Origin of the sequence: Streptomyces djakartensis (assembly GCF_014651075.1) — a bacterium.
GTDB classification, from domain to species: Bacteria; Actinomycetota; Actinomycetes; order Streptomycetales; family Streptomycetaceae; genus Streptomyces; species Streptomyces djakartensis.
The window spans coordinates 120580-137569 of sequence record NZ_BMWE01000012.1 but is presented as its reverse complement, the minus strand read 5'-3'; the positions used below and the strand labels follow the sequence as shown (position 1 = coordinate 137569).

The window sequence follows — 16990 nt, the reverse complement described above, 5'->3', positions numbered from 1 at the left end:
TTTTGTGAGTGACAACCAACTGCGGGTCGTCTGGATCTATCCCGACCTGCTCAGCACCTACGGCGACCAGGGCAACGTCCTCGTCGTCGAACGCCGGGCCCAGCAGCGCGGTCTGGACGTGGCCCGGCTGGACGTACGCAGCGACCAGCCGATCCCGACCTCCGGCGACATCTACCTGATCGGCGGCGGCGAGGACCGGCCGCAGCGGCTCGCCGCCGAGCGGCTGCGCCGGGACGGCGGTCTGCAGCGGGCCGTGGAGAACGGCGCGATCGTGTTCTCCGTGTGCGCCGGCTACCAGATCCTCGGCCACGAGTTCATCAACGACCTCGGGCAGCGCGAGCCCGGTCTCGGCCTGCTGGACGTCGTCTCCGTGCGCGGCGAGGGGGCGCGGTGCGTCGGTGACGTACTGGGCGACATCGACCCGCGGCTCGGCCTGCCCCCGCTGACCGGCTTCGAGAACCACCAGGGCGTCACCCACCTCGGTCCCACCGCCCGCCCGCTCGCCCGGGTGCAGTTCGGCAACGGCAACGGCACGGGCGACGGCACGGAGGGCGCCTACAACGACACCGTCTTCGGCACGTACATGCACGGTCCGGTGCTCGCGCGCAACCCGCTGATCGCGGACCTGCTGCTGAAGCTGGCCCTCGACGTCAACGCGCTGCCGCCGACCGACGACCGCTGGTACGAGGCACTGCGGGACGAGCGCATCGCGGCTGCTCAGCAGCCTGCTTAGAGGCTGATCCGCAGCCCGTCCGGGGCACGCGTCAACCCGCTGGTCAACAGCCCGTCTGACGGCATATCCGCACAGGTGAGCGGCTTCGTCCAGCAGGCGGACGCGTGCTTCGGTCCGGCCCCTCGATGCCGCTAGGGTGGCGGGGATTCGAGCCGGACAACGTGGTCCGGTCCCGGCCCACGCGAAGAAGGTTTTTCGGGCTATGCGCATTGGTGTCCTCACGTCCGGCGGCGACTGCCCCGGCCTGAACGCCGTCATCCGGTCCGTCGTGCACCGCGCCGTCGTCGACCACGGCGACGAGGTCATCGGCTTCCGGGACGGCTGGAAGGGCCTCCTGGAGTGCGACTACCTCAAGCTCGACCTCGACGCGGTCGGTGGCATCCTCGCCCGCGGCGGCACGATCCTCGGGTCCTCCCGGGTCCAGCCCTCCCATCTGCGGGACGGTGTGGAGCGGGCCAAGGGCCACGTCGAGGAGCTCGGCCTCGACGCCATCATTCCCATCGGCGGCGAGGGCACCCTCAAGGCGGCCCGGCTGATGTCGGACAGCGGTCTGCCCGTCGTGGGTGTGCCGAAGACCATCGACAACGACATCGCCGTCACCGACCTCACGTTCGGCTTCGACACGGCGGTGGGAGTGGCGACCGAGGCCCTGGACCGGCTGAAGACCACCGCCGAGTCCCACCAGCGGGTCCTGGTGGTCGAGGTCATGGGCCGGCACACCGGCTGGATCGCGCTGCACTCCGGCATGGCGGCCGGCGCGCACGCCATCGTCGTTCCCGAGCGGCCCTTCGACATAGAGGAACTGGCCAAGCGGGTCGGCGAGCGGTTCGAGGCGGGCAAGCGCTTCGCGATCGTCGTCGCGGCGGAGGGGGCCAAGCCGAGGCCCGGGACCATGGAGTTCGACGAGGGCGGCAAGGACATCTACGGGCACGAGCGGTTCGCCGGGATCGCCCGTCAGCTGTCGGTGGAGCTGGAGCGGCGGCTGGGGAAGGAAGCCCGGCCTGTCATTCTCGGGCATGTGCAACGCGGCGGTACGCCGACCGCCTACGACCGGGTGCTCGCGACGCGGTTCGGGTGGCACGCTGTGGAGGCCGTGCACCGGGGTGAGTTCGGGCAGATGACCGCGTTGCGGGGCACGGACATAGTGATGGTGCCGTTGGCCGAGGCCGTGGAGACGCTGAAGACCGTGCCTGAGGAACGGTACGACGAGGCGGAGACCGTTCTCTAGGTTGCGTCGTTCGTCGGGTGCGGCTGGTGTGTGGTTGATCGCGCAGCTCCCCGCGCTCCTGAAACCTTGCCCCCGGTCACTTGTGTGGCCGGGGGCGGTTCTACTCTTGGGGCGGACAGATGGCTGCACACCCCCACGAAACAGGAGCCGGCGGAATGGATCACAGCGGGCACGGCATGACCATGGACCTGCCGCCGTTCACGCTGGGACGAGGGCTGGAGTGGTCGGCGGACCCGTTCTTCCTCGTCGCCTGCCTGACCGGGCTGGCGCTGTACGGGTGGGGCGTCGTGCGGCTGGTGCGGCGCGGGGACAAGTGGCCCGTCGGGCGGACCGTCGCCTACGTCGTCGGTGTGCTCAGCATCATGCTCATGATGTGCACGCGGCTGAACGACTACGGCATGGTCATGTTCAGCGTGCACATGGTGCAGCACATGGTGATCAGCATGGTGTCCCCGATCCTGCTCCTGCTCGGCGCGCCGATCACACTGGCGCTGCGGGCGCTGCCGACAGCGGGCCGCGGCCGCAAGGGCCCCCGTGAGCTGCTGCTGATGTTCCTGCACAGCCGGTACATGCGGATCGTCACGCACCCGGCGTTCACGATCCCGCTGTTCATCGCGAGCCTGTACGGGCTGTACTTCACGCCGCTCTTCGACACCCTGATGGGTTCCAGGGTGGGGCACATCGCGATGATGGTGCACTTCCTCGCCGTCGGCCTGGTGTTCTTCTGGCCGATCATGGGCGTGGACCCGGGACCGCACCGGCCGGGCTACCTGATGCGGATGCTGGAGCTGTTCGCGGGCATGCCGTTCCACGCGTTCTTCGGGATCGCGCTGATGATGGCGTCCGAGCCGATGGTCGAGACGTTCAGGAACCCGCCCGCCTCGCTCGGCGTCGAGGCGCTCTCCGACCAGAACGCCGCGGGCGGTATCGCCTGGGGGTTCAGCGAGATCCCGTCCGTGCTGGTGCTGATCGCGCTGCTGTTCCAGTGGTACGCCTCGGACCAGCGGCAGGCCAGGCGGAAGGACCGGGCCGCCGAGCGGGACGGGGACAAGGAACTCGAGGCGTACAACGCCTATCTGGCCTCGCTGAACGCGCAGGGGCGCTGAAGACCTCATCCGCACGGGCCGTGCGCGCGGGGTGTCCGGCAGGCACCATGGAGGGACAGAACCCGAGGAGCGTGTTGCGATGCCCGGTTCCACGAACGGTTCGAACTCGACGAAGACCATGGGAGTGCTCACCGTCGGCGGCCTCGTCATGGTGACGGCCTACACGGTGGCGCTCGGGAGCAACGGATGGCTGTGGTTCGGCTGGGTCGTCCTGGGCCTGATCACGCTCGGGATGGTGGTGACCTCGAAGAGCACCTGAGGGCTACTCCCGGGTGAGCCGGGCCGCCGAGTGCACACCCGGCCGGTACTTGGGAATCCGTACGGTGATCTTCATTCCGGCGCCCTTGGCGGTCTCGATGACCAGGCCGTGGTCGTCGCCGTAGACCTGGCGGAGCCGGTCGTCGACGTTGGAGAGGCCGATGCCGCCCGACGGGCTGGCCTCGCGGGCGAGGATGCGGCGCAGCAGGGCGGGGTCCATTCCGGCGCCGTCGTCCTCGATGACGACGAGGGCCTCGGCGCCCGCGTCCTGTGCGGTGATCCGGATGTGGCACTTCCCCGAGGACACGGCCTTGCCCTCCAGACCGTGCTTGACGGCGTTCTCGACGAGCGGCTGGAGGCAGAGGAAGGGCAGGGCCACCGGCAGCACCTCCGGGGCGATCTGGAGGGTGACCGAGAGGCGGTCGCCGAAGCGCGCCCGCACGAGAGCCAGGTAGTGGTCGATGGCGTGCAGCTCGTCGGCGAGGGTGGTGAAGTCGCCGTGCCGGCGGAACGAGTAGCGGGTGAAGTCGGCGAACTCCAGGAGCAGTTCGCGGGCACGCTCGGGGTCGGTGCGGACGAACGAGGCGATCACCGCGAGCGAGTTGAAGATGAAGTGGGGCGATATCTGGGCTCGTAGCGCCTTGATCTCCGCCTCGATGAGGCGGGTGCGGGACTGGTCGAGATCCGCCAGTTCCAGCTGGACCGAGACCCAGCGGGCGACCTCCCCGGCGGCCCGGACGAGCACGGCCGATTCCCGGGGAGCACAGGCGACGAGGGCGCCGTGCACGCGGTCGTCGACGGTGAGCGGGGCCACGACCGCCCAGCGCACCGAGCAGTCGAGGATGTCGCAGGTGAGGCGGAAGGCCTCGCCGCGGCCGGTCTCCAGGGCGCCGGCCAGGCGTTCCATGATCTCGGCGCGGTGGTGGGCGCCGTCGCCGTCCCAGACGAGGACCTGTTCGCGGTCGGTGAGGCAGAGGGCGTCGGTGCCGAGCAGGGAGCGGAGTTTGCGGGCGGACTTGCGGGCGGTCTCCTCCGTCAGCCCGGCCCGCAGCGGGGGCGCGGCGAGTGAGGCGGTGTGCAGGGTCTCGAAGGTGGCGTGTTCGACGGGGGTGCCGAGGCCGCCGAGGCTCTTGGGGCGTGCCGTGCGCCGGCCGAGCCAGATGCCCACGGCCAGCACCGGGAGCACGGCGACGCACAGGCCCGCCAGGAATCCGCTCATGCCGTCGTCACCTCCGTGCGCAGTTCCTCGGGCAGATGGAACCGGGCCAGGACCGCCGCCGTCCCGGGCGGTACCCGGCCGGGTGTGGCCAGGGAGACCAGGATCATGGTGAGGAAGCCCAGCGGCACCGACCAGAGCGCGGGCCAGGCGAGCAGGGCGTGCAGGGCGGCGCCCTTGCCCGGGTAGCCCGCCATGGTGGCGGCGACGGCGAGCAGCGCCGAGCCGCCGCCGACCAGCATCCCGGCGGCCGCGCCGGGCGGGGTGAGCCGGCGCCACCAGATGCCGAGCACGAGCAGCGGGCAGAACGAGGAGGCGGACACCGCGAAGGCGAGCCCGACGGCGTCGGCCACCGGGAGCCCGCCGACCAGGACGCTCGCCGCGAGAGGCATGGACATGGCGAGAACGGTCCCGAGCCGGAAGTGCCGTACGCCGCGCGAGGGCAAGACGTCCTGGGTGAGGACGCCCGCGACCGCCATGGTCAGCCCCGAGGCCGTGGACAGGAACGCTGCGAAGGCGCCGCCCGCCACCAGCGCGCCCAGCAGGTCACCGCCCACTCCCCCGATCATGCGGCCGGGCAGCAGGAGTACGGCGGCGTCCGTGTCGCCGGTGAGGGTGAGCTCGGGGGCGTAGAGACGGCCGAGTGCGCCGTAGACGGGCGGCAGCAGGTAGAAGGCACCGACCAGGCCGAGGACCGCGACGGTGGTGCGGCGGGCGGCGACGCCGTGCGGGCTGGTGTAGAAGCGGACCACGACGTGCGGCAGGCCCATGGTGCCGAGGAACGTGGCGAGGATCAGTCCGTACGTGGCGTACAGCGGGCGTTCCTCGCGGCTCTCGGCCTGCGAGGGCGACAGGTCGCCGCCGCCGCTTCGCTCGGCCCGCGGAACGGTCGCGCCCGCGGCGAAGGTGAGCCGGGTGCCGCGTTCGACGTGGTGGGTGCCGGCGGGGAGTTCGAGGCGGGTGCCGGTGTGCGCGCGGCCGTCCACGGTGCCGTCCACCGTGACGGTCAGCGGCCGGTCCAGCTTCAGGTCGACGCTGTCGCCGACGCGCACGACGCGTTGCTCGCGGAAGCCCGCCGGTTCGCCGAAGGGGTCGCGGGGCGCCCCGTCGCTCTGCCAGGCGAGGACCAGGAAGAGGGCGGGGACGAGCAGGGCGGTGAGCTTCAGCCAGTACTGGAAGGCTTGCACGAACGTGATGCTGCGCATGCCGCCGGCGGCGACGGTGGCGGTGACGACGACGGCGACGATCACTCCCCCGAGCCAGTCGGGCGCCCCGGTCAGCACGGTCAGGGTCAGTCCGGCACCCTGGAGCTGGGGCAGCAGGTACAGCCAGCCGACGCCGACGACGAAGGCACCGGCGAGCCGCCGTACGGCCTGCGAGCCGAGCCGGGCCTCGGCGAAGTCGGGCAGTGTGTAGGCGCCGGAGCGGCGCAGCGGGGCGGCGACGAAGAGCAGCAGGACCAGGTAGCCGGCGGTGTAGCCGACCGGGTACCAGAGCATGTCGGGGCCCTGCACCAGGACCAGGCCCGCGATGCCCAGGAAGGAGGCGGCGGAGAGGTACTCGCCGCTGATGGCCGCCGCGTTGAGGCGGGGGCCGACCGTGCGGGAGGCGACGTAGAAGTCGGAGGTGGTGCGGGAGATGCGCAGGCCGAAGGCGCCGACCAGGACCGTCGCGACGACGACCAGGGCGACGGCGGGTACGGCGTAGCCGGAGTTCATCGGCGTGTCTCAGCGGTCTTCGACGAGGCGTACGAAGTCGCGTTCGTTGCGTTCGGCGCGACGGACGTACCAGCGGGCGAGCAGGACCAGGGGGGCGTACAGGCCGAAGCCGAGGACGGCCCATTCCAGGCGTCCGGCGGCCGGCAGCACCGCGAACAGCAGGGGCAGCGGGCCCACGAGGAGGCCGAGGACCGCGGATACGACGAGGGCGGCGCGCAATTGGGTGCGCATCAGGGAGCGGACGTAGGTGTGGCCGAGGGTGGTCTGTTCGTCGATCTCGGTGCGCGGACGGTAGTACCCGGTGGCACGGCTGCTTCGGCGGGGCGGGCCGGTGACGACGACGCGGCGTTCGGCGGGGTCCTGGGGCACCGTCACCCTCTCCTCATGAGCAGGTCGCGCAGTTCGCGCGTGTGGCGTCGGCTGACCTGGAGTTCCTCGGCGCCGACGAGGACGCTGACGGTGCCCGCGTCGAGGCGGAGTTCGCCGATGTGGCGCAGGGCCACCAGATGGCGGCGGTGGATGCGGACGAAGCCGCGGGAGCGCCAGCGCTCCTCGAGGGTGGACAGCGGGATCCGGACCAGGTGGCTGCCCCTGTCGGTGTGCAGACGGGCGTAGTCGCCCTGGGCCTCGACGTGGGTGATGTCCTCGACGGCGACGAAACGGGTCACGCCGCCGAGCTCGACGGGTATGTGGTCGGGATCGGGTTCGCTCACGGGTATGCGGGTCGCGGTACCGCGCAGCTCGGCGGCCCGCCGGACGGCCTCGGCCAGGCGCTCCTTGCGGACCGGCTTGAGCACGTAGTCCACGGCCTTGAGATCGAAGGCCTGCACGGCGAAGTCCTCGTGCGCGGTGACGAACACGACGAGCGGCGGCCGGGCGAACCCGGTGAGCAGCCGGGCCAGATCCAGGCCGTCGAGGCCGGGCATCTGGATGTCGAGGAAGACGACGTCGATCGCCTCGGGCCCGCCCGGGCCCGACTCCAGGGCGCGGTTGATGCGGCGCAGCGCCTCGGTGGCGTCGCCGGCGCCCTCCGCGCTCCCGATGCGGGGGTCGGCCTGCAGCAGGTAGAGCAGCTCCTCGAGCGAGGGGCGTTCGTCGTCGACAGCCAGGGCGCGCAGCATGCCCCGGAGTGTAAGGGGCGATCAGTGCGTTCGGGCACTGGTTACAGTGCCCGCATGAACAGCAGGTCCACGCCGTTCGACGATCTCGACCGGAAGATCATCACCGCGTTGATGGCGAACGCCAGGACGTCGTTCGCCGAGATCGGCACGGCGGTCGGGCTGTCGGCCACGGCGGTGAAGCGCCGGGTCGACCGGCTGCGGGAGACGGGTGTGATCACCGGTTTCACCGCGACGGTGAAGCCGTCCGCGCTGGGCTGGCGCACGGAGGCCTACGTCGAGGTGTACTGCGAGGGCGCGGCCCCGCCGCGGCGGCTGGCGGAGGTCGTGCGCGACTACCCGGAGATCACCGCCGCGATGACCGTGACCGGCGGCGCGGACGCGCTGCTGCACGTGCGGGCGCGAGACGTGGAGCACTTCGAGGAGGTGCTGGAGCGGATCCGCCAGGAACCGTTCATCCGGAAGACGATCAGTGTGATGGTGCTGTCCCATCTGCTTCCGGAGAGTCCGGAGGCGGGTGCCAGCCAGCCCGCGCCGGAGTAGCCCCACGCCGGCGCGCAGCAGACGTGCGTCGAGCGACCCGAAGACGCAGCGTTCCTGCGCCGACGCGCAACTGATGATTCTTGTCGGCCGCCACCGGCACTTCCTACCTTGGTGTCAACACCCCGTCACACACCGTGAGGAAGCGGAGGGACCCCTCTGTGCCCGACTCCCGTGTGCCGCGCCGGCGGCGCTACCTCGTCTGCGAACCCAGGCACTTCGCCGTGCAGTACGCGATCAACCCGTGGATGCATCCCGACGAACCCGTCGACGTCATCCGCGCCCTGGACCAGTGGCAGGCGCTGGTCGACACCTACCGGGCCCATGGCCATACCGTGGACACCGTGCGTCCCGTTCCCGGCCTGCCCGACATGGTCTTCGCCGCGAACGCGGCGGTCGTCGTCGGCGGCCGCGTCTTCGGCTCGCTCTTCCTCGCGCCCGAACGGCGTCCCGAGTCCGTGCCGTACGAGGCCTGGTTCAAGTCGGAGGGCTACGAGGTCCACCATCCCGGGGCGGTGTGCGAGGGCGAGGGAGACCTGGTGCCGGCCAGCCGCTGGATCCTCGCCGGGACGGGCTTCCGCACCACCCGGGAGGCCCACACTGAGGTGCAGGAGTACTTCGGGGTGCCGGTGATCGGGCTGACGCTGGTGGATCCGTACTTCTACCATCTGGACACGGCGCTGTTCGTCCTCGACGAGGAGAATGTCGCCTACTACCCCGGGGCGTTCTCGCCGGGCAGCCGCGAGGTACTGGCCCGGCTGTACCCGGACGCGGTGATCGCCACCCACGAGGACGCGATGGCGTTCGGGCTCAACTCCGTCTCCGACGGACGCCATGTGTTCATCTCGCCGGGGGCGACGGGCCTGGCCGGGCAACTCGCCGACCGTGGCTACGTCCCCGTCCCCGTCGACCTGTCCGAGTTCCACAAGGCGGGTGGCGGCATCAAGTGCTGCACCCAGGAGATCCGGGAGATCCGCTCATGACCGCACCTGCCCGTACCCGTGGCTCCGAGGAACTCATCCGCGCGGAGGAGCCGATCCTCGCGCACACCTACCACCCGCTGCCGGTGGTCGTCGCCCGTGCCGAGGGCACCTGGGTGGAGGACGTGGAGGGGCGGCGCTACCTCGACATGCTGGCCGGCTACTCGGCCCTGAACTTCGGCCACCGGCATCCGGCGCTGATCGAGGCGGCCCACCGCCAGCTCGACCGGCTGACCCTCACCTCACGCGCCTTCCACAACGACCGGCTCGCCGAGTTCGCCGAGCGGCTGGCGGCGCTGACCGGCACGGAGATGGTGCTGCCCATGAACACCGGCGCCGAGGCGGTGGAGAGCGGGGTGAAGGTGGCCCGCAAGTGGGCCTACGACGTCAAGGGCGTCCCGGCCGACCGGGCGACGATCGTGGTCGCGGCGGACAACTTCCACGGCCGTACGACGACGATCGTCAGCTTCTCCACGGACGAGACGGCGCGAGCGGGGTTCGGCCCCTTCACACCCGGCTTCCGGATCGTGCCGTACAACGATCTGGCGGCGCTGGAGGCGGCGGTCGACGAGACCACGGCGGCCGTGCTGATCGAGCCGGTCCAGGGCGAGGCGGGCGTGATCGTCCCGGACGACGGCTACCTGGCCGGGGTGCGTGAGCTGACCCGGCGCGAGGGGTGCCTGTTCGTCGCGGACGAGATCCAGTCCGGGCTCGGCCGTACGGGCCGCACGCTGGCGGTCGAGCACGAGTCGGTCGTGCCGGACGTGCTGCTGCTGGGCAAGGCGCTGGGCGGCGGGATCGTGCCGGTGTCCGCGGTGGTCGGGCGCCGGGAGGTGCTCGGGGTGCTGCACCCCGGGGAGCACGGCTCGACCTTCGGCGGCAATCCGCTGGCGGCGGCGGTCGGCACGGCGGTCGTCGCACTGCTGGAGACGGGTGAGTTCCAGCGGCGTGCGACCGAACTGGGCGTGACACTCCGGGAAGGACTGACCCGGCTGGTCGGCAAGGGCGTCGTGGGCTTCCGCTCGCGGGGCCTGTGGGCGGGCGTCGACATCGATCCGGCGATCGGCACGGGCCGCGAGATCAGCGAACGCCTCATGCGGGAGGGAGTCCTCGTCAAGGACACCCACGGTTCGACCATCCGCCTGGCCCCACCGCTCACCATCACCGATGACGAGCTCGTGGCGGCGCTGGGCTCGCTGGAGAAGGTCCTGGACTGAGGAGGGGAAGATCATCCGGGCCGGGCTGCCCCTGACGGACCTGCTGGAGTGAACTAGAGCCGGTTTCGGTCATACCGTGGGAAAATGGTCTGACCCCCGGCACTGGTGAGGCGACGGCCATGACGGATACGGCGATCGACTACGCGGCTGTGTTCCAGGCCCTGCCCGGCATGGTGGCGCTGCTGACGCCCGAACTCGTCTACGCGGACGTCAACGAGGAGTTCGTCCGGGGCTCGGGCCGCTCACGAGAGCAGTTGATCGGCCAGTACCTGTTCGACGTCTTCCCCGACAACCCCAATGACCCGGCCGCGACGGGGATGCGCAACCTGGAGGCCTCGCTGTACCGGGTCATGGCGAGCGGCGAGCGCGACGCCATGGCGCTCCAGCGCTACGACGTGGAGGACCCCGAGCGGCCCGGGCACTGGGAGGAGCGCTACTGGAGCCCGGTGAACGCGCCGCTGCTCGGCCCCGACGGCAAGGTGGTGCTGGTCCTGCACCGTGTCGAGGAGGTCACGGAGCTGATCCGGGCCCGGGGCCGCTCGGGAGGGGACGGAAGCGGCACGGGCAGCCGGGCCCGGGTCCTGGAAGCCGAGCTGTACACCCGCGCCCGAGAGCTCCAGGAGCTCAACGAACGGCTGCGGCGGGCGCACTCCCGGGAGCGGGAGGTGGCGCTGGCCCTGCAGGAGGCGATGCTGCCCGACCGCCGGCAGGTGAGCCACCACCACCGGGCCGCCGTGCGGTACCGGCCCGCCGTGGGCGCGCTCAACGTGTGCGGGGACTGGTACGACCTGGTCGAGCTGGTCGACGGCCACCGGGTCGGCGTGTCCGTGGGCGACGTGGTCGGGCACGGGCTGGCGGCCGCCGGTGTCATGGGCCAGCTGCGCAGCGCGCTCAGCGCGGCTTCCCGGGTCGCGGACGGCCCGGCGCAGGCGCTGGACGTACTGGGGCGCTACGCCAACGTGGTCGACGGCGCCGAGTCGGCGACCGCGGTGACGACCTTCATCGACTTCCGCCGGCACTGCATCGCCTACAGCAGCGCCGGCCATCTCCCGCCCGTGCTGGTCCATCCGGACGGCCGTGCGGAGTTCCTCGACGGGGCCACGGACACGCCGCTCGACGCCCGCCCCGATCCCATCCCCAGACCCCAGGCCGAAGCGACCTTCGCGCCGGGCGCCACACTCGTGCTGTACACCGACGGCCTGGTCGAGCGGCGCGACGAGGACATCGACACCGGTCTGGCGCGCCTCGCCGACTCGCTGTACCGGCACCGGGACGAGGATCCCGAGGCCCTCGCCGACAGCGTCCTGCTGGAACTGCTGCCGCCGGGCGGCGCGACCGACGACACGGCGCTCATTGTCGTACGGCTGTGACCCGCGCGGGTGGGCTACCGACGGGCCTTTGCGTGATCGAGCAGCCTGACGCGGTCCACGTTCTGCCGGTCCTCGGCGTCCCCGCTGGGCCGGCCGGCGAACCAGGCGTCGAGGATCTCCGTCAGCAGCGGCTCGGACGTCAGCCGCAGGCTGAGCGCGAGCACGTTGGCGTCGTTCCAGCGACGCGCCCCTTCGGCCGTGTAGGCGTCCGTGCACAGCGCGGCCCGGACGCCCGGCACCTTGTTCGCGGCGATGGAGGCGCCCGTGCCGGTCCAGCAGCACACCACGGCCTGGTCGGCCGTCTGGTCGGCGACCTCGCGTGCCGCCGCCTCGGAGCACACCGCCCACTGCGCGTCGTCCCCGGGACGCAGCGCGCCGTGCGGGCGCACCTCGTGTCCCCGGTCGCGCAGCGCGGCCATCAGGAAGCGGGCGACGGGCTCGTCCATGTCCGAGGAAACAGCGATCCGCATGCTTCGCAGAGTACTCCCATGAGCACCACCGGACGCACCCACCTGAGTGACCGTCAGTCAAACGGTGAAGGATCGACGCGGCCTCGCCCCACCAGGTGCCCGGCGGCCGCGCTTGCACCTAGACTGGCACCCCACGACAAGCCGGTTGACCTGCTGGAACGCGGCGGCGAGTCCACCGCGAGAGTCGAGGAGCGCCCGCTTTGTTCTACCACCTGCTGAAATACGTGCTGCTGGGCCCACTGCTGAAGCTGGTCTTCCGGCCGCGCATAGAAGGCCTGAAGCACGTGCCGTCGGAGGGCGCGGCCGTCATCGCCGGGAACCACCTGTCGTTCTCGGACCACTTCCTGATGCCCGCGATCCTCAAGCGGCGCATCACCTTCCTCGCGAAGGCCGAGTACTTCACGGGCCCGGGCGTCCGGGGCCGGCTGACGGCCTTCTTCTTCCGCAGCGCGGGGCAGATCCCGGTCGACCGCTCCGGCAAGGACGCGGGACAGGCCGCGATCCGGGAGGGCCTCGGCGTGCTGCGCAAGGGCGAGTTGCTCGGCATCTACCCCGAGGGCACCCGCTCGCACGACGGCCGGCTCTACAAGGGCAAGGTGGGTGTCGCGGTGATGGCCCTCAAGGCCGGGGTCCCGGTCGTCCCCTGCGCGATGATCGGCACCTTCGAGGCCCAGCCGCCCGGCAAGGTCATCCCCAACATCCACCCCGTGGTGATCCGCTTCGGCGAGCCCCTCGACTTCTCCCGCTACGAGGGCATGGAGAACGAGAAGGCCGTCCTGCGCGCCGTCACCGACGAGATCATGTACGCGATCCTCTCGCTCTCCGGGCAGGAGTACGTCGACCGGTACGCGGCCGTGGTGAAGGCCGAGGAGGCCGCCGCCCCGAAGGAGCGGAAGTTGCGCCGCATGCCCCTCAGTTGAGCTCCGCCACTGTGGCGATCGGGGGCTTCGGTCACGCGGCGAAGGACGCCTGTTTCGCGGCCCGGCAGGCCTGAGGAAGGGGAAGGGGCGGCCGGTGTCCCGGCCGCCCCTCACCCCGTACGGATGTACGGCCCGTACGGGTGTACGGCTACGGCTTCGGCGTGGCGTGCGGCGCGCAGGTGACGTCGGCGCCGTCCAGCTTGCCGGTGAGCAGGTAACTGTCCACCCTGGGGTTGATGCAGGGGTTCACCAGGCTGGTGACGCCGTGGGAGCCCGCGTCCTTCTCCGTGATCAGGCGGGAGCCCTTGAACCGCTTGTGCAGTTCCACGGCCCCCTCGTACGGGGTGGCCGCGTCCCGCTCGGACTGGACGATGAGCACCCCGGGCAGGCCCTTGCCGGTCCTGACGTTCAGCGGCGTCCGCTGCTTGGCCGGCCAGGTGGCGCACGGCAGGTTCATCCAGGCGTTGGCCCAGGTCATGAACGGGTGGTCCTTGTGGAGCCGCGTGTTGTCCCGGTCCCACGTGCGCCAGTCGGTGGGCCACTTGGCGTCGGCGCACTCCACGGCCGTGTAGACGGCGTTGCTGTTCTCCGAGGCCGCGTTGCCCGCCGTGTCGGACAGGTCGGGGGCTGCGGCGTCGACGAGCGCCTGGGTGTCGCCGGCCACGTACTTGCTGAAGACCGAGGCGGTCGGCGCCCAGGCGGAGTCGTAGTACGGGGCGCTCTGGAAGAAGGAGATGAGCTCGGCCGGGCCGACGACCCCGCCGAGGGGGCGCTTCTTCGCGGTGGCGCGCAGCTGAAGCCACTTCGCCTGGACGTCGGCACGGGTGGTGCCGAGGTGGTAGGTGGCGTCGTTCGCGGCGACCCAGTCCTGCCAGTCCTTCCAGCGGTCCTCGAAGGCGACGTCCTGGTCCAGGTTGGCCTGGTACCAGATCTTGTCCCGCGAGGGGTCGACCACGCTGTCGACGACCATGCGGCGCACGTGGCCCGGGAAGAGGGTGCCGTAGACGGCGCCCAGGTAGGTGCCGTAGGAGACGCCGAGGAAGTTGAGCTTCTTCTCGCCGAGGGCGGCGCGGATGACGTCGAGGTCGCGCGCGGTGTTCGGCGTGGTCATGTGCGGCAGCATGGCGCCGCTGCGCTCCTGGCAGCCCTCGGCGTACTCGCGGGCCAGCTTGCGCTGGGCGAGCTTGTCGGCCTCGGAGTCGGGCACCGGATCGGCCTTGGGCGCCTTGACGAACTCCTGCGGGTCGACGCAGGAGACGGGCGTGGACTTTCCTACACCGCGCGGGTCGAAGCCCACGAAGTCATAGGCCTTGGCCACGTTGGCCCAGACGGCGTTCTTGTTGGTGACGCGGGCCGGGAAGCGCAGCCCGGAGCCACCGGGGCCGCCGGGGTTGTAGATGAGCGCGCCCTGCCGCTCGGCCTTCGTGCCCGTGTTGCCGATGCGGTCGACGGCGAGCTTGATCTGCTTGCCGTGGGGCTTGGCGTAGTCGAGCGGCACGGTGACGTACCCGCACTGGATCGGCTTGGCCAGGTTCCAGTCGGCGGGACAGTCCTGCCAGTCGATGCCGGCCTTCGCGGCCCGGGCGGCGGCGACCGCGACGCCCCGGGCCTCCCGGTCCTTGCCGTGGCCGCTGCCCGCGCTCGCGTTCGCGGTGGGCGCCGCGACGGCACCGGCCATCAGTGTGGCCGTGACGAGCGCCCCAGCCGAACCGAGCGCCGTCACCCGCCTCTTCGGTCTCGAACCCCTCAAGGGGGACCTCCCCGTACCTCGTCGAGATCAGTCCGGGTGATCCTCCCTGTTGTGGGGTCCCTGACAACAGGGTCGGGTGGCCTTCTTTGCCAATCCGATAAACGGAGAGTTCGTTCTGCTCTGCGGACGCCTACGCCCTCGGGAGTGACGCGAGGGCCTCGTCGAGCAGCCGGCGCAGCCGGAGGGCGTCCGGCGCCACCGCGGTCACCAGCGCGGCCGGCCCGGCGAGCGGCACCAGCGAGGCCCCCTCCCCCAGCACTGCGGCCGTCACCGGATCGGTGCCGAACTCCGGCCGCACGACGACCAGTTGCCCGACCGCACGGTATCCGGACAGCACGGCGGGCCCGTCCCAGCCGCCCGGCGCGCCGGGCCCGCAGGCCAGCTCCTGGTCGAGTACGACCTGCCCGGCGACCCGCACGGTAAGACGGCTGGTGAGCCTCCCGGGTTCCTCACCGACGCGCCCGAGCACCTGCTCCTCGCGCAGCACCAGCCGAGCCGTGGCGGCGAGATCGACGCGGGTGGTGACAGACAGATCGCTGCCCTGAGCGGAGATCAACTGCTCTGGCAGCCAGTGCAGTTCGCCGTGACCGGCGACAGCGAGCCGGACGTCGTACCGGGCCTCGCCCTTGGCCTGTCCGGGCAGTGCGATGGTGGCCGCGGCCGACCCGACGGACAGTCGCGCGCCCTCCTCCACCCGGCCCTCCACCGTGAAGTGGTCACCGCCGAGCGGCCCGCTCATCGCACCGACCAGCATGACCCGCGCCCGGCCGCCACTGCCCCGGGTGCGCCGCAGGGCCAGGGGCCCGTCGCTCTCCAGCACGGGCAGAGCGGTCCCGCCCCGGCCGTCGTCCCGGGCGACGATCCTCGCGACGGACCGCACCCCCGCGCCGCTCACGCCCGTGCCGCCCACGCGGCCAGCCGGGCACGCACCCACGCGGCGACGTCGTGCACCCCGGCCTCGGACCGCAACGACTGGAAGACCACGGGCAGTTCGGCCCGCTGGGCCTTGGCGTCGGCCGCCATCCGCGCGAGGTCGGAGCCGACGTACGGTGCGAGGTCGGTCTTGTTGACGACGAGCAGGTCGGCGGTGGTCACGCCCGGTCCGCCCTTGCGCGGGATGTCGTCACCGCCGGCCACGTCGATCACGAAGATCTGCGCGTCGACCAGTCCCTTGGAGAAGGTCGCGGTGAGGTTGTCGCCACCGGACTCCACGAGGACCAGGTCCAGCGGCCCGACGGCGTCCTCCAGGTCCTCCACCGCTTCCAGGTTCGCGGAGATGTCGTCACGGATGGCGGTGTGCGGGCATGCCCCGGTCTCGACGGCGGTGATCCGCTCGGGCGGCAGCACGGCCTCCCGGAGCAGGAACTCGGCGTCCTCCCGGGTGTAGATGTCGTTGGTGACGACCGCGAGGGACAGCTCGTCGCGCAGGGCCCGGCAGAGCGCGGCGACGGTCGCGGTCTTCCCGGACCCGACGGGTCCCCCGAGCCCGATCCGCAGGGCACGGCGGGAGCCGTCGGGCCGGCGGGCGTCGGCGCTTACGGCGGTGGGGCCGTCGGGGGTGTGGTCGAGATGCATGAGGTTCCTGCTTTCTGGCTGCGGGCGATGGGTGACGGCGGGCTTCCTGTCCGACAGAGCCGGGCGGCGGGTGGGCACAGGCCGGGGGGCCAGGGGGCGGAGCCCCTGGTGCCTGTCTACGACGCGAACAGCCGCACCGCCCAGGCCGCATGCGCCTCCGCCCCGATCTCCAGCAGCGGCGCCGACGCCGCGGGCAACGCGTCGACCCCGTCGTCGACCACCCCTCGCGCCGCCTCCACCGCACGGTCCACCACGCGGTCCACCTCCGGCGCCAGCCGGGCCAGCACCGCCGTGGCGTCGAAGGGGTCCAGGCTGAGCAACCGCACGGTCGCCGTCGCCGGCCCGCTCACGTTCTCGTACGCCGCGCAGTACGCCGCGTCGACCGGTCCGAGCCCCGCCGCCCGCGCCGCCAGCCCGAGCACCACCGGCTGATGGGCGCCCTTGGGGAACTCCCGCCCCAGGGCGTCGAGTTCGGCGGACGGCCAGGTCGCACGTGCGGCGCGCAGCAGCTGCCGCCCCAGTTTGCGCGCGGCGACCCGCAGGGCGGGTGACGGCGTACGTGCGTCCGCGGCACGGTCGAGCGTGACGGGGTCGATCCCGAGGGCGGCGGCCGCCGCGAGACCGGCCGCGACCAGCCCCGCGGTGTGCAACCGCCCGCGGCAGAAGTCCGCCAGGCTCGCCGCCCCGCTGATCCGCCCCGCCTTGACGGCCGCCTCGGCCCCGCCGGAGTGGGCGTGGCCACCGGCGGGGAACCGGCCGTCGGCCAGCACGAGAAGCGCAGCACGTGACAT

The 16990-nt window shown here is 71.8% G+C and carries 18 protein-coding genes; 9 read left to right on the top strand and 9 right to left on the bottom strand.

Annotated elements, in window-relative coordinates; translation table 11 throughout:
• Window positions 1-4: 4 nt before the first annotated feature.
• The 4 genes from IE212_RS21795 (at window position 5) to IE212_RS21780 (ending at window position 3326) form a co-directional block, all read left to right on the top strand.
• Window positions 5-733 carry a type 1 glutamine amidotransferase gene (locus IE212_RS21795; protein ID WP_003988687.1) on the top strand — a complete coding sequence of 243 codons (729 nt, stop codon included), beginning with the start codon at window positions 5-7 and terminating at the stop codon, window positions 731-733.
• Window positions 734-935: 202 nt separating this feature from the next.
• Window positions 936-1961, top strand: a complete 1026-nt coding sequence (locus tag IE212_RS21790) for a 6-phosphofructokinase (protein WP_190199572.1) — start codon at window positions 936-938, stop codon at window positions 1959-1961.
• A gap of 155 nt (window positions 1962-2116) precedes the next feature.
• A complete protein-coding gene (locus tag IE212_RS21785; RefSeq protein ID WP_190199571.1) occupies window positions 2117-3067 on the top strand; it encodes a cytochrome c oxidase assembly protein in 951 nt (316 codons plus the stop codon).
• A gap of 79 nt (window positions 3068-3146) precedes the next feature.
• Window positions 3147-3326 (top strand): hypothetical protein, encoded by a 180-nt coding sequence (locus IE212_RS21780; RefSeq protein WP_190199570.1) that lies wholly within the window; start codon window positions 3147-3149, stop codon window positions 3324-3326.
• 3 nt (window positions 3327-3329) lie between these two features.
• Here the strand turns inward: IE212_RS21780 and IE212_RS21775 are convergent, their stop codons facing one another.
• Genes IE212_RS21775 through IE212_RS21760 form a run of 4 tightly spaced genes read right to left on the bottom strand, consistent with a single transcriptional unit; the run spans window position 3330 to window position 7380 of the window.
• The gene (locus tag IE212_RS21775; RefSeq protein ID WP_190199569.1) at window positions 3330-4544 is read right to left on the bottom strand and encodes a sensor histidine kinase; all 1215 of its coding nucleotides are present in this window, start codon (window positions 4542-4544) and stop codon (window positions 3330-3332) included.
• The gene (locus IE212_RS21770) at window positions 4541-6259 is read right to left on the bottom strand and encodes a sodium/solute symporter (protein ID WP_190199568.1); all 1719 of its coding nucleotides are present in this window, start codon (window positions 6257-6259) and stop codon (window positions 4541-4543) included. The genes IE212_RS21775 and IE212_RS21770 overlap by 4 nt, the downstream gene beginning before the upstream one ends.
• A gap of 9 nt (window positions 6260-6268) precedes the next feature.
• Window positions 6269-6628, bottom strand: coding sequence for a hypothetical protein (locus IE212_RS21765; protein WP_190199567.1), 360 nt, complete (start codon window positions 6626-6628; stop codon window positions 6269-6271).
• A gap of 2 nt (window positions 6629-6630) precedes the next feature.
• Window positions 6631-7380 carry a LytR/AlgR family response regulator transcription factor gene (locus IE212_RS21760; protein WP_190199566.1) on the bottom strand — a complete coding sequence of 250 codons (750 nt, stop codon included), beginning with the start codon at window positions 7378-7380 and terminating at the stop codon, window positions 6631-6633.
• A 54-nt stretch (window positions 7381-7434) separates the two neighbouring features.
• Here IE212_RS21760 and IE212_RS21755 point away from each other — a divergent pair, with 54 nt between their 5' ends.
• The 4 genes from IE212_RS21755 (at window position 7435) to IE212_RS21740 (ending at window position 11484) form a co-directional block, all read left to right on the top strand.
• Entirely contained in the window at window positions 7435-7920 is a 486-nt protein-coding gene (locus IE212_RS21755) for an Lrp/AsnC family transcriptional regulator (protein WP_190199565.1), read from the top strand.
• A 158-nt stretch (window positions 7921-8078) separates the two neighbouring features.
• The gene (gene ddaH, locus IE212_RS21750) at window positions 8079-8900 is read left to right on the top strand and encodes a dimethylargininase (RefSeq protein WP_190199564.1); all 822 of its coding nucleotides are present in this window, start codon (window positions 8079-8081) and stop codon (window positions 8898-8900) included.
• The gene (gene rocD, locus IE212_RS21745) at window positions 8897-10114 is read left to right on the top strand and encodes an ornithine--oxo-acid transaminase (protein WP_190199563.1); all 1218 of its coding nucleotides are present in this window, start codon (window positions 8897-8899) and stop codon (window positions 10112-10114) included. Before ddaH ends, rocD begins: the two co-directional genes overlap by 4 nt.
• A gap of 119 nt (window positions 10115-10233) precedes the next feature.
• Window positions 10234-11484, top strand: a complete 1251-nt coding sequence (locus tag IE212_RS21740; RefSeq protein WP_190199562.1) for a PP2C family protein-serine/threonine phosphatase — start codon at window positions 10234-10236, stop codon at window positions 11482-11484.
• Between the two features lie 14 nt (window positions 11485-11498).
• On the opposite strand, the gene IE212_RS21735 is transcribed toward IE212_RS21740, so the two are convergent.
• On the bottom strand, window positions 11499-11954 hold the full coding sequence (locus tag IE212_RS21735; protein ID WP_190199561.1) for an RpiB/LacA/LacB family sugar-phosphate isomerase: 456 nt from the start codon (window positions 11952-11954) through the stop codon (window positions 11499-11501).
• A 200-nt stretch (window positions 11955-12154) separates the two neighbouring features.
• Between IE212_RS21735 and IE212_RS21730 the strand changes: the two genes are divergently transcribed.
• Complete coding sequence (locus tag IE212_RS21730; RefSeq protein WP_190199560.1) at window positions 12155-12874, top strand: lysophospholipid acyltransferase family protein; 720 nt, start codon at window positions 12155-12157, stop codon at window positions 12872-12874.
• 148 nt (window positions 12875-13022) lie between these two features.
• Here the strand turns inward: IE212_RS21730 and IE212_RS21725 are convergent, their stop codons facing one another.
• The 4 genes from IE212_RS21725 to IE212_RS21710 form a co-directional block, all read right to left on the bottom strand.
• Window positions 13023-14624: an alpha/beta hydrolase gene (locus tag IE212_RS21725; RefSeq protein ID WP_190199559.1), complete on the bottom strand. Its 1602-nt coding sequence runs from the start codon at window positions 14622-14624 to the stop codon at window positions 13023-13025.
• Between the two features lie 130 nt (window positions 14625-14754).
• On the bottom strand, window positions 14755-15534 hold the full coding sequence (locus IE212_RS21720) for an urease accessory protein UreD (protein ID WP_190199558.1): 780 nt from the start codon (window positions 15532-15534) through the stop codon (window positions 14755-14757).
• Window positions 15516-16199: an urease accessory protein UreG gene (gene ureG, locus IE212_RS21715; protein WP_190199557.1), complete on the bottom strand. Its 684-nt coding sequence runs from the start codon at window positions 16197-16199 to the stop codon at window positions 15516-15518. The genes IE212_RS21720 and ureG overlap by 19 nt, the downstream gene beginning before the upstream one ends.
• Before the next feature lie 116 nt (window positions 16200-16315).
• Window positions 16316-16990: an urease accessory protein UreF gene (locus IE212_RS21710; RefSeq protein ID WP_190199556.1), complete on the bottom strand. Its 675-nt coding sequence runs from the start codon at window positions 16988-16990 to the stop codon at window positions 16316-16318.

Excerpts from the sequence above, each read along its gene's own strand:
- IE212_RS21790 (WP_190199572.1), top strand. The coding sequence starts at position 936 with ATGCGCATTGGTGTCCTCACGTCCGGCGGCGACTGCCCCGGCCTGAAC.
- IE212_RS21785 (WP_190199571.1), top strand. The coding sequence starts at position 2,117 with ATGGATCACAGCGGGCACGGCATGACCATGGACCTGCCGCCGTTCACG.
- IE212_RS21780 (WP_190199570.1), top strand. The coding sequence starts at position 3,147 with ATGCCCGGTTCCACGAACGGTTCGAACTCGACGAAGACCATGGGAGTG.
- IE212_RS21775 (WP_190199569.1), bottom strand. The coding sequence starts at position 4,544 with ATGAGCGGATTCCTGGCGGGCCTGTGCGTCGCCGTGCTCCCGGTGCTG.
- IE212_RS21770 (WP_190199568.1), bottom strand. The coding sequence starts at position 6,259 with ATGAACTCCGGCTACGCCGTACCCGCCGTCGCCCTGGTCGTCGTCGCG.
- IE212_RS21760 (WP_190199566.1), bottom strand. The coding sequence starts at position 7,380 with ATGCTGCGCGCCCTGGCTGTCGACGACGAACGCCCCTCGCTCGAGGAG.
- IE212_RS21755 (WP_190199565.1), top strand. The coding sequence starts at position 7,435 with ATGAACAGCAGGTCCACGCCGTTCGACGATCTCGACCGGAAGATCATC.
- rocD (WP_190199563.1), top strand. The coding sequence starts at position 8,897 with ATGACCGCACCTGCCCGTACCCGTGGCTCCGAGGAACTCATCCGCGCG.
- IE212_RS21740 (WP_190199562.1), top strand. The coding sequence starts at position 10,234 with ATGACGGATACGGCGATCGACTACGCGGCTGTGTTCCAGGCCCTGCCC.
- IE212_RS21735 (WP_190199561.1), bottom strand. The coding sequence starts at position 11,954 with ATGCGGATCGCTGTTTCCTCGGACATGGACGAGCCCGTCGCCCGCTTC.
- ureG (WP_190199557.1), bottom strand. The coding sequence starts at position 16,199 with ATGCATCTCGACCACACCCCCGACGGCCCCACCGCCGTAAGCGCCGAC.
- IE212_RS21710 (WP_190199556.1), bottom strand. The coding sequence starts at position 16,990 with ATGTCACGTGCTGCGCTTCTCGTGCTGGCCGACGGCCGGTTCCCCGCC.